Here is a 17,521-nt window from a genome sequence, read left to right as displayed (position 1 = left end):
ATTCTCAATGGTTGCTAAGCCTTATACGTTTGCGAAAGGGGCTAAGCTTGAGGATCACACAAAACAAAAGCACAAGATTCTACGGGAGTATTTCGACCGCTACCTTTGGGTTCGATGCCGGCTGCCGCAACAATCGAAATTTCGTGTGGCCATCGTAGATGGCTTTGCCGGTGGTGGCCGCTACGAAGATGGCAGCCCAGGCTCCCCTCTCATATTCCTTGAAGCATTGGCGACCGCGACAACCGCGTTTAATATCCAGCGGGCTGCTGACAAAATGGCCGAGCTCTCGATCGAGTGCTTGCTGATTTTGAACGATGAAGATCCCGAAGTCGTAGAATTTCTCAAAAGCCAAGTTTCGCCGGTCTTGGCTTCGATCAAGGAAACTCAACCTAAACTCCATATTCAGGTCGTCTTTCTCAATAGACCTTTCGAGGACGCCTATCCGGAGGTTAAAGCCCTCCTCGACCGAGGCAGTTATCCAAACGTCCTTTTTAATCTGGATCAGTGCGGGCATTCACAAGTGCATAGCTCGACGCTGACTGACATCATGCGGTCGTTTCGAGCTCCCGAGATCTTCTACACATTCATGATTGAATCGCTCATCGCCTTCCTGCGGAAAGGTGATGCATCGCGCTACAGGAAGCAGCTTGCTCACCTTAATCTAACGCCGGAAGCCTTTGATGCGCTGGGAGCGCAAATGAGTAACCACAGCTGGCTCGGTTCGGCGGAAAAGGTCGTCTTTGAATCTTTCCACGATTGCGCCGCCTTCGTCAGCCCGTTCTCGATAAACAATCCGAAGGGTTGGCGGTATTGGCTGATCCATTTTGCCAACAATTATCGGGCAAGGCAGGAGTACAATAACGTCTTGCATCGCAACAGCACTATGCAGGCCCATTTCGGACGATCTGGTTTAAGGATGCTCTCCTATACCGTATCCGATCCTTCAAGTGGCCTGTATCTTTTCGAGGACGCCGACCGGGCGCGGGCGCGCGACCAGTTGCATGACGATATACCGAGACTTGTGAACGAGTATGGTGACGCCATTCAGGTTAGTGATTTCTATCGTGGCATCTACAACATGACGCCAGCTCACATGGACGACATCCACACGAGTGTTATGAGTAATCCCGACCTGGAGATTGTAACTGAAGCCGGCGGTGCACGGCGGGCGGCAAACACAATCGTCCCAACTGATGTTCTGAGATTGAAGCAGCAGCGAAGCTTCTTTCCAATGTTTCTTGATCCACCTGGCTCTCAAAAGAAACGCTAAGGACGACCTCGGGGTAGCACAATAACGGAGCTACTCTGGCCTCGAAGGCAATCTTGTTCTTTGAAGCCGCGGGATCGGCCTCGATCTCTTTACCAAACGTAGATTGCATACTACGAGATTAAGTTCTTGGACGAACAGCGGGATTCGTGTCCGCGCTTGAAGTCAGGAACCGAGGTGGTAGGGGAAGTATATTGGGGTCATCTGCAGCGTTGAAAAAGAAGATCAAAGAGATCGTCGCCAATGAGGCCGACGAGCCCGATCTTTACGCCTATATCCGGGATCTCCTGACAAGGAGTACCTTCGATATTGGTCTTGACACCAAACAGGTGGTCATCGACTCAAAGTTCGATGGTTCGCGGCGGCGGCCTGACCTCGTGGTATATAGAACAGCAGATGGTAAGCCGCTGCGAGGCGGAGATTATGCCTATGCAGTCTTCGAGGTGAAGACTGATGAGCAGATTGAGACAAATTGCCGTTCGGTGTTGAGAGAAAAACGTTCTTACATCCAATCTGGTACGCGTTGGTTTTTCTTGATCGACCAGCGCGTCGTCGTCCGTATCGATATTGCTGACCGAGAGGCATTTGCTGCCGCGTTGGCGATGCGCCAATTGCATGATGCAGAAATCGTAGAAACGTGGCGATGGTCCGACCTCGAAGAACCTGAAGTCTTTGCAAGTTGCTTTGGTGTTTTGTCCGTCGCCGAGCTGAAGCTGGAAGCTGAACTTCAAAATTTTCGTCAGAATAAGACACCTTTTGCATATTTGGACGCAGCAGGGGATGGTCGCAGGCAATTCGCTGCTACTGTGCGCGAAGCGTCAGAATTATTACGCGAAGCGGTGCTTGAGATCATCGAGCTGCGCGGCATCAGCGATCTTCAAAAAGCGACTGCTGCGCTGGGTCCGATGCAAGCCGACTACGGACCTGCTCGTTTCGACTGGTCCAACCCACAACGTCCCATCGATTTCGAACACTTTCTATCCGCTCGACAACGGGCACTTCTGTCAGACGATCTCGTCGTAGAGTATGAGCCGCGCCGCGAAGTTCTGATGATTGAGCTTGAGCCTTTTCTTTATGCATTGCGCCTCGAGCACGATCTCCTTCAACAATACGCGGCGCGGCAGGGCATCGCCAACGCCAGTCTTCTGAAAGTCGAGAAGGACAAGGACAAGCCCAACAATCGCCTTCTCCAATCGCTCGCTTACGAGACCGGATCGCTCATACTGTCACGCATGCTGACGATCCGTTTCTGCGAGGATTACGGGCTCTTCAGAACGCGCTATATTTCCAATGGCGGTATAGAGGTGTTTTGGAAGTTCGCCGATCATTTCGGTTTGCCAATGCAGGAGTTGCTCCGGCAGTCATATCGCCACGCTCGAGATATTTTTCATTCGATCTTCGATGCCAATTTGCTCGATTGGGCGATTCGTCGCGACGACCCGGTTCTTTCGAAGGCACTTGAACGCGCTGCCTACATTCTCTCGCGATGGAATTTCGAATCAGTTCGCGGCGATATCCTTTCTGGGGTGTATGACCAATATCTCGATGTTTCGCAGCGCCGCCGGTTGGGTGAGGTTTATACGCGTCCCGAGATCGCACGCTTCATGCTCAAGGCTGGCGGATGGCAAGATGCCCAATCTATTCTCGACCCTGCCTGCGGGACCGGGACCTTTTTGGTGGAAGCGCTTGTGCAGAGATTGGATCATCTGCAGAAAGCCGGCGCCATCACGGCTGACAATGTGCGCCAGGTTATCGGGAAACTCCATGGCTTGGATATCTCAACATTCTCGATCGCGCTTGCGCAGATTCAGGTGTTCTGGCACCTGATCGACGTTGTGCGCGACAAGACAATCGAAGAGACACGAGAATTTGCGCGTGCAATCCTGCCGGCCGTACCTCTGTACGGTGGATGGTCATCACTTGATCCGATGGGCTTCACCTTCGCGGAGGGCCACTCGGCCGGCGAAGCAGCCCAAATCGGCATGACATTCCGCCTTACCCATGAACGGAGCGGGAGAAGTCATACCTTGATCCCCCCCGGTTTTGAACGCACCGTCAAGTCGGACTACGACCTCGTTGTAATGAACCCTCCCTATATTCGCGCCGAGCGCAATAGTTCGACGAACTATGGTTCAACCTATTCCGAAGTCTCGTATAAAAACACGGATACCTCTATCTATTTCATCTACCGCGCGCTCCGACAGTGGGTGAAACCAGGCGGGCGCCTAGTATTTATCGTGCCAATTGGGATGAGTGAAGCGGCCTACGCAACATTGCTCCGTCGCGTGCTCGAAAAGTTCCGGATAACTTTGATAGCAGACCTTGAAGGCCTTGGTAAATCTACATTCCGCGGCATTAAGAGGCCGACGGTCATCATGGTCGTCGAGCGAGCCGATCCTTCGCCCAACGACGAAGTCGAGATGCTTCAGCTCGACACATCCGCACTGGTCAACGATGTGATTGACTTCGACCTGGCAAAAAGAACGACAGTTCGCCGAGACAAGCTTGACCGACTGGCATATGTGCCCCGATCGCTCAAAGGCGTACTGGCTGAAATCCCGGACAATGCTGACAACACTGACGAGGCCTCGGCAACTGAAGGCACCGCCTTCAATTCTGATGCAACTGTTTCTGGTCAGGCAACCCCCGGTATGGTCCAGACTGCCGATCAAGACTTGCCCGTATGGATGCAGGCGTTAAGGGCCAACGACGATGGATCGGATGCGATACTGACGAAACTCGGCGCGGGCGACGAGGACGCATTATTGGCCATGCGAGAATTGCCGAGACTAGGCGAAATCGTTCGGGTCGTTTGGGTAAAACGCGACAGAGGTCGAGTAGTCGACGTGCAACAGGACCGTCCGACCTCGGAAGGATATTCATATCGCCCTGAGCTTCTATTTAACTATGGCGTGAAGCTTGGCGGTCAGACCGCGCTCGGCGAACCTGTTGCTGGCGATACGCTCGCTCTTTTCAAGGGTCAGAATATTTTCCCCCAAGGCCTCCTTGGTGAGCCCCTCGGTCGATGGTCGTTGACCGCGCGGCGAGAAACAACCCGCTACATCTATACCTATTCCGATTACCTATCTTATCAAAATACCTTTGCGCTAAGAGAGATCTCACAGCTTCCGACAGCTGCGCCAATTGCGGAAGGACAAGGATTCCAGAATACCGCCTATGTAGTCGAGTTGACCGAGGCATTCCCCCTCAACAGCTTTTTGATGAGTAGGATTGTTCAGTTCTACGCTGCTCGCGTTTTGCGTTCCTCCATCATCGAGGATCTAGGCTGCCATTGGTACAAGCGGACGATACCCCTTCTGCCTATTCCTCCACACAGAACGGCTGAGCGGATGGATGAACTTAGAGCGGCCGGCCAGGCAGTGCTTGACGCCGACAGTGATCTGGCGAACCGCTATCGCGAGATCGACGCTCTGATCGCCGCGGGAAAGGCCAAGGCGCTTACGATCAACGATTTAATCCTGAGCGGCAATCCGGCTGCACTCAACATCGACCTGAATGGAGTTTCCGAAGACCCTGTCGTTCTAGTTCAAATCGTAGAAGATGGTGATCGGATTCGTTCCTCCGACATGTTCTTTCAGCTCGTGATCCCGGATGCCGATCTCAGAACGTTCGTGTCCTTCCAGTTATCGCGTCAAATCGAGGCGAATCCCGACGCCGAACTGCGCCGAAGCGATATCTTGGAGTATGCCGTGCCTGTCAATTTGGACGCCGTATCAAACGCAATCAGGACGCTTACTACTGGCGATTTGCAAGTGAAGTACAATGAAGTGCAGCAAAAGCTCGATGAGATTGTCGCACAGCAGTTCGGCATTTGCGACGCGCACCGAGATCACATAATCGAGGCGATGACGACCGATGCAATCTTGGCTCGGATGCGGCCGATGACTGCCCAGCGCGGCCTCCGGGTCCAACCCTATGCCGACCACAGCGAAGGCGACCGGTACGATTGATATACGGTAGAAATCCGCACCGAGTTTCGCGACAGAGCTTGACAGGTTCAAGCTCTAAGGCTTGTCGTCGCCAATCACCCGGAGTGCGTGTACCTTGAGGCAACTCGGAGCGGAATCAAGCGCCTGAAGTGCGCTTGCTTCCGCCATGACTGGCGCGGGGCGCTAGACGCGGAAATCAGCCCGTGCGGAGGGCAGGGTAGAGAGGAAAGCGCTGTTGATGAGGGGGACTCCATGAGCGTAGTTCGAATCCTGGAGATCGCGAATTTTCGCGCGATTAGAAAGCTCCGGTGGCTACCAGGACCAGGGGTAAACTGTCTGGTCGGCCCGGGCGATAGCGGGAAGTCCACCATTCTCGACGCGATCGACTTATGCCTCGGCGCGAGGCGATCATTGACTTTCACCGATGCGGACTTCCATGAGGTCGACTTCGATCAGCCTATCCGCATTTCTATTACCCTTGGTGCGCTTGATGATCCGCTCAAGAATATCGATGCGTATGGTGACTTCCTGGTGGGCTTCAGCGCCGTGACAGGAACCGTGGAGGCGGAGCCAGGTGCCGGGTTGGAAACGGCTCTAACCCTGCAACTCACCGTGCAGAGCGACCTCGAGCCGGAATGGACGCTCGTGTCGCCGCGCGCGCAGGCAGCGGGACGAATGCGTAACCTCAGTTGGGCCGATCGCACCCGGATCGCCCCAGCGCGGCTTGGTGGGGCGGGCGACTCACACCTAACGTGGCGGCGTGGCTCGGTGTTGAGCAAAATCACGGAAGGCAAGGCAGATACATCGAGCGAACTGACCCGGCTGGCGCGCGAGATGCGTGATGCTTTTGATCAGGAGAAACTCAAGGAGTTGGAAGGGTCGCTGAAGATCGTCACCGCCGCTGCAGGTGAGATGGGCGTTCCTGTCGGTGCGGCGGTGCAGGCCCTTATCGACGCCGGTTCGATCAACTTTACGGGCGGGTCGATCTCGCTGCACGACGAGAGCGGTATTCCACTGAGGTCGCTCGGCCTGGGATCGTCACGTCTTTTGATCGCCGCTTTGCAGCGGAAAGCTGCAGAGAAGGCAACGACCTTCCTGATCGATGAACTGGAATACGGTCTTGAGCCGCACCGCATCATCCGCTTGCTCGGGGCGCTCGGTGCGAAGGAAGAAGTTCCTCCGATGCAGGTGTTCGCGACCAGCCATTCACCAACGACCGTCACCGAACTAAGCGCTCACCAGCTGCACATTGTCCGACACAAGGATCACGAACACACCGTGACCCGTGCCAGTGACGCAGGCGACGTCCAGGGGACCATCCGGACTCACGCCCATGCCCTCCTCGCCACCTCTATCGTTGTGTGTGAAGGCGGAAGCGAGATCGGCCTTATGCGCGGGCTGGATCAACATTTTACCGGAACAGGTGAATTATCTCTCGCCGCCTGCGGCGCCACGCTGGTCAACGGCAATGGCGATGAGACGTTCAGCCGCGCCAACGCGTTGCAGTCCCTTGGATACCGCGTCGCCATCCTGCGTGATAGTGACAAAGCCGCGCCTGCAGCCGCGGAAGCAGCCTTCCTCGCCGGCGGAGGGCAGGTTTTCGCCTGGGCCGGCGGGCGGGCGCTGGAGCAGGAGCTGTTTTCTGCCTTGTCAGACGCATCCGTCGCGCAACTTCTTGAGCTTGCGGTCGAAGCAAAAGATCGTGCACTCATCGACGCGCATATTAAGACGATTTCGAACAGCTCGACGTCTTTGATTGTTCTTGAAACCGACGCTTTGATTAATGGCTTCGATGCCGCCAGCCGAACGCTCCTGGGGAACGCTGCGGCGCGGTTCGGCTGGCTTAAGACCATTACAACCATGGAGATCGCTGGACGGACCATCGTCGGACCTTCTTATGCTGCCGCCAATGCCAGTCTGACGAGCGTGATGGATGGCGTGTTGGATTGGATTGAAGATGGCAGCCGGTGAAATCGACCTGAATGCAATCGGGCGGGGACTTGTCGTAGCGCCTGCTGGCTGTGGGAAGACGCAACTCATTACGGACGCGCTTGCGCGGCATAGCGGCGCGAAACCGGTTTTGGTCTTGACGCACACGAATGCCGGTGTTGCAGCCCTGCGTGGGCGGCTCGAAAAGGTCGGAGTGAAACCCAGCTCTTATCGAGCAGCCACGTTGGATGGTTTTGCCATCCGACTGATTTCAACATTTCCGCAGCGCGCGGGGCACGATCCGCGGATCATAACCGGTGCCCGGCCGAATTATGAGGCCATCCGAGATGCAGCGGCACGGCTCGTCGCAGGCGGGCACGTGCACGACATCCTGGCCGCCAGCTATGAAAGGCTGTTCGTCGACGAGTACCAGGACTGCTCGATCCGGCAGCACGCGCTCGTGACCTGGCTCGCCCAGAGCCTGCCAACGGCGATCGTCGGAGACCCTTTCCAATCCATCTTCGGCTTCGGGGCCGACCGTCTAGCGGACTGGAATTCAGAGGTTCTGGCGTTCTTTCCGGCGGTAGGGGAACTAACTACTCCATGGCGGTGGAACAATGCCGGAGCCGCCGAATTGGGGAGTTGGTTGCTCTCTCTCCGACCCCAGCTCGCTAGCGGCAAGCCGATCGATCTGCGAATGGCACCCGCTGCCGTTCAGTGGATTGAGCTCGATGGTCGGCGCGATGATGCGCTTCGTCTCGCGGCCGCCGGCGTACAAGTCCCGAGCGACGCAAAGGTGCTGATTATCGGCGACAGCACCGACCCGACCGGGCAGCGCCGGTTCGCACGTCAGGTCGACGGTGCCGTCACTGTAGAAGCCGTAGACTTGCGCGACCTCACGGAGTTTGGAGCTACGCTTGATCCCTGCCGCCCGGAAGCGCTGGCCGTGGCTGCTGGATTTGCTGAAAACCTGATGAGCAATTTTTCAGCCGATGACCTTGTGCGGTCGATCGCTGCCGCCCGGGCGGGCAGCCTTGGCCGTGCCTTGTCCGACATGGAACAGGCGGCCGTTGTGTTCGAGCAGGAGCGAACGCTCAGCGCGGTTGCAGACCTTTTGGTGTCTATCAACAGGGCGGGCGGGGTGCGGTGTTATCGTCCGGCGGTGCTTGCCGCAGTACAGCGCGCCCTGCAGCTCGCCGCCTCCCCAGGGGGACCATCCTTCCGGGAGGCGACCGTTGCGATCCGCGAGCAGTCGCGGTTGGTTGGGCGGCCGCTTGCCCGACGCTCGGTCGGCAGCACCTTGCTACTCAAGGGCCTTGAAGCCGATGTCTCCGTTGTTCTTAACGCTGGTGCCCTCAACGCTCGAAACCTCTATGTCGCGATGACGCGTGGATCTAGCCGGGTGATCGTTTGCTCCTCTTCCCCGATACTCAATCCTGTCTGGTGATCAGGGGACTCATGGTTCGACCCAGGAGACATGGCCAGCCGACATGTAAACGATGGCCCCGCGTTCAGCGCCGGTCACGCTCAGATAGTCACGGAGCTGTGCCGCGTGTGCACCCTGCGCAGTCGCATCCGGATTCACATCCGATTTCCAGTCTATGACCAGGGCGATGCGATCACCGTCGATCCAGGCGGCATCCGCGCGGCCGGCCAGATAGCGTGGCGGGGCTGCTGCCCATAGCGGAATTTCGGGCACGAGCCGCTCGATGAACGGCTCAAGGTCGGGCATGCGCAATGTCCGCAGTGCCGTTCTCCCCATCTCCAAGGGATCCGGCCTGCGTTCGTTGGGATCGTCATCCACAACTGCTTGCAGCTGGTCAAGCAGTTGGGCCGCGCGCCGAATGATCTCGTCCTCGCCATCAAACAGTTCGCCGTTGAGAAACTCCTCCATAAGCTTGTGAAGAACGTTGCCGCGGAGGGCGCCTGCGCCGACGATCCGCTGGCCGTCGGTCGTAATGTCGACGACAAAGCTGTCGGTTGTGTCTGCGCTGCGGTCTGGATCGCGCTCGCTTGGGCGATCCCAGAGGATGGGCTCCGAGGCCGCATCGATGCGCTCGCGCTCGGCGAGAAAAATCGCGTCGGTCTGCTCGTTGACGAGGACATCAGCATTGGTCACTTCGGACGCAGGCAGCATGTCCGTTCGAAGCTCACTCAGGCGCTTCTGTCCCAAATCCATGACCCGGGACCACGAGCGCGACGAGGCTCCTGGCAGATCGGGGATGACGAGCAGATCGCGGGCACGCGTCATCGCGACATACCACAGCCGTTCACGCTGCCTCGCTTCACGAAACTCTTCCTCGCTGCGGGCGGCTGCCAAGTCCGGCGGCTCAATGCCGCCGATGATCCAGTGAAGGGTATCGTCTGATTGGCGATAGACGAACTGGTCCTGAGGCTTGAAACGAGTTGACGAATTCACCGTGATGACGACAGGCCATTCAAGCCCCTTGGCGCTGTGCATCGTGACAATTTCGACCGCGTCTCCAGAGACATCCACCCGTCCCTCAGGGTGGCGGCGTTTTCGCTCCCACCCCCGCTGGAGGTCGAGCGCAAACGCTCGCAAGCCAGCGACTCCGTAAGGCCTGGCGAGCTCGACAATTGCATCGAGGTTCGTCAGTGCTCGGGCGTTGCGCTGGCCATGACGCGCTGCCATCACCACCCGGAGGTTCAAACGTTCGATCGCGTACGCCAGCAATTGCATGGGCGTGAGTTCCGCCGCGAGACGGTGCAGACCCTGGAGTTTGACGAGTACCTCACGAGCGAGGGAGTGTACAACATCGTCAGCCACCGTCCGCAACTGAAATCGGCGGCGCCCGTCCGCGTCAGGCTTGAGCGCCGCGGTAATGTCGAGCAACTCTTCATCGCTCAGTCCAACAACAGGGCCGCGCATGAGGGCGCCAAACGCGAGTGTGTCCAGGGGATCGGCCAAGGTTCGGACCAGAGCCAGAAGATCTTGCAATTCCTGCCGCCGGAAAAGTGCGTTACCAGCCTGAGATGCAACGGAGATCCGGTGTTCTTCAAGGGCGCGCTCGTAACGCCATAAATCGGTATGGGTGGGCGCGAGCAAGGCAATGTCGCCTGCGCGAAGGCGCCGCTCCGTGCCGTCTGCCCTGGTGATCGTAAGTGCCCCTATCAGGCGTGCGCAAAGCTGGGCCACTGCCTCCGCCTCCGCCTCGCGCTGCTCCTCTGCGCGGACATCGCGCGGTACGTCGATCGTGAGCTTCGCCGCGGCTGGAATTGGCAGCGGCGGCGGGCTCATCGTGGCCGTCAAGGCTACGAAGCCGGGCTGTCCCGGCTGAGCAAGCACCTCCTGAAAAACCTCGTTGACATGTTCGAGCACTTCCGCCCGGGACCGAAAATTGGCTGTAACGGCAAGCAGGCAGCCATTCGTTGATTTTGCGATCACCGACTTTGCCACCGCATAAGCTTCGATGTCGGCCCCGCGAAACCGATAGATGGCCTGTTTGGGATCGCCGACCAGAAACAGCGCGCCGGGCCGAAGCTGAACCTGTTCCCAGCGGGTGGGAGGCGCGGTTGCCGCGATGAAAAACAGGATCTCGGCCTGCAGCGGGTCAGTGTCCTGAAATTCATCGACGAGGAGATGCGAGTAGCGACACGCGAGCCATGCGCGGATTTCCGTATGCTCGCAGACAAGAAGGCGCGCCTGAAGCAGAAGGTCATCGAAATCCAGCACCGCAGCATCACGCTTGCGGAGGTCATACGCGTCGATCACTTCGCTCAAGGTTGCAGCAAGTTCGTGCACAAGCCTCTGGGCAATCGACCCAATCATGGTTCGATATGCCGCGGTTACCTGCTCGTAGCGGGCGGACGCTTCGTTACCGCGACGCTGGCCCTCGGCGGCTCCGAGGACACTCTTCCAGGCGGCCATTCTGCGATAGGGCTGTAGATCGATGGACCGCGGCAACATTGCTTCGATGCGTGGAGGCTGCGTCAAGCGCCAAAGCTCTGGGAAAGCGGTATTCGCCAGGGTCTCGTCATAGAATGCGGCGAGATGCTCCAGGTCATTGATCAAATCCGCTGTGCCAGCCTCGGCTGGACCGGCGGCGTGCCAGCGGGAAAACGCCACGACGGCTTCGTTGAATGTCCGGTCCGGCCGGGATGAAAAATCAGGTGCAGGAGCGCTCGCGGTACGATGGTCGCGGCGCAATATGGCAAGCTCGCGAACGCGCTCGACAACGCCAAGCGGGTCGTCTTTGGCCAGAATAGCGATCGCTCCATCTTCGTCGGCGCTGTCCGCCAGTTTGTCCTTCAGCCACTCGGCGAGCACTTCGTCGAAGAGGGCCTCGGCGACCGTCGCATCAACCACTCTGGATCCGGGATCCAGACCCGCGGCGAGCCCGTGCGAGCGGATGATGCCTTGGCAGAAGCCGTGGATCGTCGTCGCCGTGATCTCATCGAGTCGCGGAACCGCGGCCTCGAGACGAGCAAGCGCATCCGCGTCAAGCGGCTGAGTAAGTATTTTCGCGAGCGCCGGCGGGATCTTTCCGGCCCGGAGCTCCGCAATCGTCCAACGAATTCGCGCTTCAAGGTCGCTTGCCGCTGGTTCGGTGAAGGTGATCGCGGCGATCTTGGAGGGTTCAATCCCGCTCGCTATCATCATCGCAACACGGGCAGCCATCAAGGACGTCTTGCCGGTGCCGGCGGCTGCCTCGACCAGGATGTTGGATTTGAAGTCTGTCAACGCGCGTCTACGAGCATCTAGGTCAGCGGTCACGGGCTGCTCCAAAGCTTTGATAGCGGGCTATTCACCTGCGCGAAGGGACGTTGTTTGGTACGACGATAGACTTCTAGGTCGGATGGAAGCGCGATCGAAATCGGGTCGAAAAACTCTGGCTGGGGACCCGGCGCAATCTGCCCGGTCTTCTGAAGTTCGACACCAGCGGCTGTGAAGGTGATCGCTTCCTCAATTGCAGCTGCGAGTTCGTCGTGGACCAAGCTCAATGTGCGGGCGGGCTCATGTCTGAGATAGGTCAGCCGAGACTCGACGTTCCGAACCTCCGGCAGCAACGATCTGGCGGCCAGGGCATAGAAAACGCGTTGGAGCTCTGTTCCTCGATTGAAAACGATAGTCTTCTTCCGCTCGGGCGCCGCACCTGCCTTGTAGTCGGTTATGATAGCCGTACCTCGAGACCCGTCCTCGTCGAGCCGATCGATTCTGCCGCGAAATGCAACACCGGTCGCTCCCACAGAGACGGGCGAAAGCGTCGTCCAAGGATGAGGCTCGGCGATGGGCTCGCCGAATGTAAGTTCGGTCCAACTCGTGCCACGAGGTTCTCCTAGAGCATCCCTCAACCCGCGGGATGCGCGTTCGCGGGCCACTGTCATGGTATGGCGCCATAGCAGACCCGGTGGGACAGCACGTGCGATTGGCCACGAATCGCCCAATCGCCTGGCTTCATCCGCTAGACCGATCTCGATCTCATCGGTATTCCTCGGCGCACCGTTGCGGAGAACGCCTCCAATGAGGGCGTGGACGAGTTCTCCAAACGCGCGATGGTCAAGCGCCAGCGGCTGGGGGTCCAGATTGGGCTCACGCCAGTGAAGCGCGTACTCCCAGACAAACCCGAGCGGATTGCAAAGGAGGCGATCTATGGACGTCGTGGATTGCACCTCCGCGAGTGCATCCAGGATCAAAGGATGGTTGGCCCGAACCAGCCCGTCGTGCATGGTATGCCGCTCGCTGTCCTGCCAAGCCCGCCAACAGGCGCGGCTGGACCGAACCTGCAGTTGCTTGCCTGCATCGGGAGGTCTTGCATACAGGCGATCGCTTTCGCTGAAGGCATGCCTAGGGATGCCGCTCCGGCTCACGATCCGCTCCTGATCGCGGCGCCATAGCGTGCTCGCGGCTTGCAGCGCACCCGTCGCACTTCTGTGTCCGCGTGAGAGCGCATAACCGTCAGACTGACATACGAGGAGGTTGTGCATCCTTCGGTCCTCGTCGGCTATATCAGCTGATGGAAGCCTAACCTTCCCGAGTAGATGCTGCGGCAGCAACGGATCTTCGATCGCCTGGCGCGGCCAGGCGTTTGCCTCGAGGCCAAGAAGCCGGACATGCTTGCGAGAGGCGCCGGCTAGATGACGAGCCGGTCCCCACACGACGCTGCTGCCGGGCTCTTTCCCGTCATCGACTCGGAGTGCCTGGAGCGAGAGCTCCACTGCTTGGGGAGGCGCCATGCGTAGGGCATCCTGCCACAAGGTGAGCGCCGGCCCATGCAACAGAAGTCGTCCCGCTCGATCCGCCTCGAGGAGCCCGCGAGCGAGAAGCTCGATAACCGGTAACAACGCATTTTCGGCAGCATCTCCATCGGCCCGCTCGGCCCGTGCTTGCCTGAGGGCGTGCCGCCAGTGCTGCGCGGTCGAGAGAGCAGCGCTTCGCCTTAAACCCTTGGCCCAGTCGAGAGGGATATTCTGACGAGCTGGAGAAACCCGGGCGAACAAGAGGCGCACGCGTTCTTGCGAGAGGCCCCTCAGTAGAACATCAGCCAACGCGGCACAGCTCTGTCCCTCGCGTGTCGCCAAGGCGGGGACGCCATGGCTAAAATGCAGTGGAAGCCCAGCCTCGCGCGCAAGCACCAAAAATGTATCGTCCCACGTATTCGGCGAAGTGGCCGTGATCGCGATTTCACTCGGAGATATGCCGTCTTCCGCAATGAGCGCCCGCGCCCAGCGCAGCGCCTCTCGCACCTCGCTTCGCGGATCGGCGCAGAGATCGGCGACGGTGATCTGGCTGCGGCCGGCCGGCAAAGCTTCCACCGTTCCCGCGAACCAGTTCCGCTGGCAATGAGCCGGAGCGACCCATCGCACTGGAACAACATCGCAGAGCTGTACAATGAGCTGGCGCCAGATGGGCTTGATGTCGGGGATCTCTTGAAGCGTGACGGAACCCAAGAGTTTTTGAGCGTGGTGCAGGCGCTTCAGTGCCGCGTCAACGAGGTCTGGCGGGGCAAGTGTACCCGCAGGCAATGCCTCTCTCACACGCCGTTCCAGCTTAGTGAAGTCACGAAGGCGGGGGTTGTCCGCAATTTCAGTTAGGATGCCGGCGTCCCACCAGCTTCGGAGTGAGGTGAGTACAGCAGATGGCATTCCGGGCAGGTCGGAGACCTGTCCGATGTCTTCGTACATCCCAGCGGCAAGAGCCGCTCGTATCGCGGGATACAAGTTTTCTTGTGAAGCTGGAGCTATGAAGCCGCCCGCGAGCCGAGCAGCTAGAAGGGGAAGCGTTAGTATCTGGCGCCCGATCGCGCTTTCGCGTGCAGCAGTGAGCCGTTGCATCCGCAATGCAAGGGGGCCATCGACGATCACGGTATGAATGGACATTTCTCCGCCCCCACATCTTGGCCTCGCGCAGTCACCTATCCCGGAGTTTGCCATGCAGGCACCCAACAATGCCTCACCCGTTTGTGCGCCGCCGGACAAACAATCCCTCAAGGTGGGCGACCATGTTTTCAAGGGCGCTACCCAGCTTATCAAGATCTACTTTACTTATTGTACGCTCTCGACCGTCGTGATCGCGACCGTAACGGTGGACGCAATCATGCCGTATAGGAACGAACTCCATAAGTACTTTTTTCGTCGCTTCATCGGGAAATATCGTAGAGCCGAGCGCACTTCGATAGTATTGATCGATCTTCACGAAGTTGTGGTACATCAGCTCGCGCAAGCGCGTGTGCACCCAGTCGCGAAAAGCATGTGCATTTGATGCAAGCTCAACGACACCAATCTTTTCGCCGGCCCATTCCTTGTTGCCGATAACGAGTGCTGCCAAGGATTTGGGATTGTCGAGCACCAGGCGGATCAGGCGGTCGCTAAGATACGCCTCGATCGCGGAAAAGTATTGGACCAGCAACATGCGGTTCAGCGCAGCAACCGATCCATGGCCTCCGCTCTCCACCTCGCCGGCAATAAAGTCGATGTCGTAGGTCGCAAACTTAAAGATCTGCCCAGGGTCATTTGGCAGGTTTTCGCGCTGATAGGCTTCAGTATCCCATTCGTCATCTGGACGCTGAGTGGAATCATCGATCACTTCAACCGGTGTGTTTTCATCCTGGAGTGCGGCTACCAAACCTGCGCCCGTATTTCTGATCCCAACGGAAAGCTGTCGATCACACTCGGAGCACTCAACGGCTTGTTCAACAAAACCCTGCGCGTCTGATTCGCGATCCGCCATGAGGTCGTAGGCCGGCACCTCCTCAAGGACTGTGTGAATAGTAGCCCCACATCCGGAGCACACGAATTTTACCGCTGGTAAAGTAGACGCCATGCCTCCCCTTTCGTTTTACTCAAGTGTCACTATCGCGTCCGAAAGCTATTTGCGCCAGCTCGTTTTGGAAAGAACATACGGCTTCGAGACTCTCTGGCAGGTTAGAGTATCCCCCACGCCCGAAACCTCCCCCTCCCAGTCATCTCCCGCAGGCCCAGCTCCAAAACAATCCGCCTCGCCGCCTGCGGCGTCACCTCGAGCGTCTTCGCCACCATCCCGGCCGACACCAATGGCTTTGCCATCACCAGCGCGACCAGCTCCGGCAGTTTTGACGATGTCCGGCGCCCTTCCAGCTTACGATCCATCATCGCTTTCGCCAGCGTCAGCCGGTCATGTTCCTTCAGTCCGGTCTCGGCGGCCGAAAGCAGACCGTGGGCGATGGCCAGCAGCCGGGTTTCGCGATCGCGATGCCGGCGTCGATCCACCGGAATGGTTTTCAGGCCAAGGTTGATGGCGGCCAGATGCGCGCCGGTGGTGATGCCAGCTTCCCGCAGGATCGAAGCGGCCAACAGCCGGCCTAGCCACGGCGCATGTTGCAGCACGGACAATTCGTTCCAGGCATCGAGGGCGATGATTGCCTGCAGCACTGCTGGCAAGTTTTCTGCCTGTCGCAACACGCCGCGCCACTCGTCCAGCCTGGCATCCTCGTCCCAATCGAGATCGTAGACAAGCGGATCGGCCGGAGCCCGGCCGGGCCTTTTGGCTCGTTCAATCGCAGCGTCAGAGCGCGCGAGCAGCGCATCGATTGCAGCATAGTCGACGCCGGGGAGATCTTGGGCTTCGTCGGTGTCATCCCCCTCCCCTTCCGCGTCGATTGCGATCGCTGGCCGAATAACTCCGTTCGTTGTAGCCTCGTCCGCACCGCCTGCGCCGATCTCCGAAGTTTTCCGCAGCGAGCGGATGCCGTCGGCAGAGAGCGCCCACTCAGGGGACTGGCCGGCGATCCGCCGACGAGTGCGCAGCACGTCGCGGGCGATTGTCAGCTCATGGGTCGGGGTGCGGATATCGCGGATGGCGTCGTGGAGCACCAGCTCTTCGAGATGGACGAGTTCGCCGTCGATCCACAGCGAGGCGCAGGCATCGGCGAAATGGGTGCGTTCGATCCACCCCTGACCGACCGGCGAGCGGGCGATGCGCTCGTCTAGGCGCGTGAACACGATACCGGCTTCGAAAGCTGGCCGCATCAGGGCGCTCATGCTGATTTCTGCGAGATCGTAAGCCATTGAAATCATGGTAAATGATTTGCTAAAGGAACTCTACATGGATATTGCGGTTCCTCACATGGTATGACTGGCACTTGGCGCGCTAACCATCGATAAGTATTCATTATCGGAAGTGAGCCATCTGACGCGCATTTCTTGCCATCTGACCCACAAATAGCTATGTTCGAGCACAGATCTGACAAGGGAAAACGATGTCTGAACCGCAACTCTCCGTGCGTAGCACAAAGGCCAGGGACTTGGCCCATGCACTGGCACGCCGCACAGGCCAGCCAATCAACAAGCTCGTCGAAATCGCGCTCGAGCGATACGATGTCGAGCTTCGCCAGCAAAGCCATATCCATCCTCTCGATGCCGTATGGGAGCTCGCCGCCGAAGGAAGGCGCACCGTTCCGTCCGGCACGACATCCGCTCACGACGATCTTTATGACGAGAATGGATTGCCCAAGTGATCGCCCTCGATACCTCGGTGCTCGTCTCGATCATGCTCGAAGAACCGGAGGCCGAAACGTTCAAGGCCGTGCTGCGGCAAGAGCCGTCAATCGTTATTGGCTGGCCGACAGTGTTCGAAACGAGAACCGTGCTGACCGCCAAGCGGTTTTCCAATCCCGGCAATATTGTCAGCCGTCTCTTGAGCGCCCCGAACATCACTGCCGTGGCGTTTGATGCAGACCATTACCGTGCAGCAGAGTTGGCGCTGGAACGGTATGGCAAAGGCCGACATTCCGCCAGCCTCAACATGGGTGACTGCTTTTCTTATGCGGTGGCGGCGATCAGCAAGGCACCACTGCTGTTCAAAGGGCGCGACTTCGGGCAGACGGATCTGAAACTGCATCCTGCGTCTTCAATGGCATGAAACAAGTAGTCCGCAATC

Annotated in this window: 10 protein-coding genes; 6 read left to right on the top strand and 4 right to left on the bottom strand. The window is 58.5% G+C overall.

Annotated elements, in window-relative coordinates:
* The first annotated feature begins 7 nt into the window (after window positions 1-7).
* The 4 genes from ACQKKX_RS14815 (at window position 8) to ACQKKX_RS14800 (ending at window position 8,593) form a co-directional block, all read left to right on the top strand.
* A complete protein-coding gene (locus ACQKKX_RS14815) occupies window positions 8-1,270 on the top strand; it encodes a three-Cys-motif partner protein TcmP (RefSeq protein ID WP_427571631.1) in 1,263 nt (420 codons plus the stop codon).
* A 209-nt stretch (window positions 1,271-1,479) separates the two neighbouring features.
* Window positions 1,480-5,238: an N-6 DNA methylase gene (locus ACQKKX_RS14810; RefSeq protein WP_427571630.1), complete on the top strand. Its 3,759-nt coding sequence runs from the start codon at window positions 1,480-1,482 to the stop codon at window positions 5,236-5,238.
* Window positions 5,239-5,469: 231 nt separating this feature from the next.
* The gene (locus tag ACQKKX_RS14805; protein ID WP_427571628.1) at window positions 5,470-7,188 is read left to right on the top strand and encodes an ATP-dependent nuclease; all 1,719 of its coding nucleotides are present in this window, start codon (window positions 5,470-5,472) and stop codon (window positions 7,186-7,188) included.
* Window positions 7,175-8,593 (top strand): UvrD-helicase domain-containing protein, encoded by a 1,419-nt coding sequence (locus ACQKKX_RS14800; RefSeq protein WP_427571627.1) that lies wholly within the window; start codon window positions 7,175-7,177, stop codon window positions 8,591-8,593. Before ACQKKX_RS14805 ends, ACQKKX_RS14800 begins: the two co-directional genes overlap by 14 nt.
* A gap of 9 nt (window positions 8,594-8,602) precedes the next feature.
* Here ACQKKX_RS14800 and ACQKKX_RS14795 read toward each other — a convergent pair whose 3' ends face one another.
* From ACQKKX_RS14795 to ACQKKX_RS14780, 4 genes are all read right to left on the bottom strand, one after another.
* The gene (locus ACQKKX_RS14795) at window positions 8,603-11,881 is read right to left on the bottom strand and encodes a UvrD-helicase domain-containing protein (RefSeq protein WP_427571626.1); all 3,279 of its coding nucleotides are present in this window, start codon (window positions 11,879-11,881) and stop codon (window positions 8,603-8,605) included.
* Complete coding sequence (locus ACQKKX_RS14790) at window positions 11,878-14,484, bottom strand: PD-(D/E)XK nuclease family protein (RefSeq protein ID WP_427571625.1); 2,607 nt, start codon at window positions 14,482-14,484, stop codon at window positions 11,878-11,880. Before ACQKKX_RS14790 ends, ACQKKX_RS14795 begins: the two co-directional genes overlap by 4 nt.
* Before the next feature lie 73 nt (window positions 14,485-14,557).
* A complete protein-coding gene (locus tag ACQKKX_RS14785) occupies window positions 14,558-15,334 on the bottom strand; it encodes a hypothetical protein (RefSeq protein WP_427571624.1) in 777 nt (258 codons plus the stop codon).
* A gap of 194 nt (window positions 15,335-15,528) precedes the next feature.
* Window positions 15,529-16,659, bottom strand: a complete 1,131-nt coding sequence (locus ACQKKX_RS14780; RefSeq protein WP_427571623.1) for an RHE_PE00001 family protein — start codon at window positions 16,657-16,659, stop codon at window positions 15,529-15,531.
* A gap of 182 nt (window positions 16,660-16,841) precedes the next feature.
* On the opposite strand from ACQKKX_RS14780, the gene ACQKKX_RS14775 reads away from it, so the two are divergent.
* Entirely contained in the window at window positions 16,842-17,099 is a 258-nt protein-coding gene (locus ACQKKX_RS14775) for a type II toxin-antitoxin system VapB family antitoxin (RefSeq protein ID WP_427571621.1), read from the top strand.
* Window positions 17,096-17,503 carry a type II toxin-antitoxin system VapC family toxin gene (locus ACQKKX_RS14770; protein WP_427571619.1) on the top strand — a complete coding sequence of 136 codons (408 nt, stop codon included), beginning with the start codon at window positions 17,096-17,098 and terminating at the stop codon, window positions 17,501-17,503. The genes ACQKKX_RS14775 and ACQKKX_RS14770 overlap by 4 nt, the downstream gene beginning before the upstream one ends.
* Window positions 17,504-17,521: the final 18 nt, after the last annotated feature.

This window comes from Neorhizobium sp. NPDC001467, assembly GCF_050275975.1.
GTDB lineage: Bacteria > Pseudomonadota > Alphaproteobacteria > Rhizobiales > Rhizobiaceae > Neorhizobium.
This window is presented reverse-complemented; position numbering and strand designations above follow the sequence as displayed.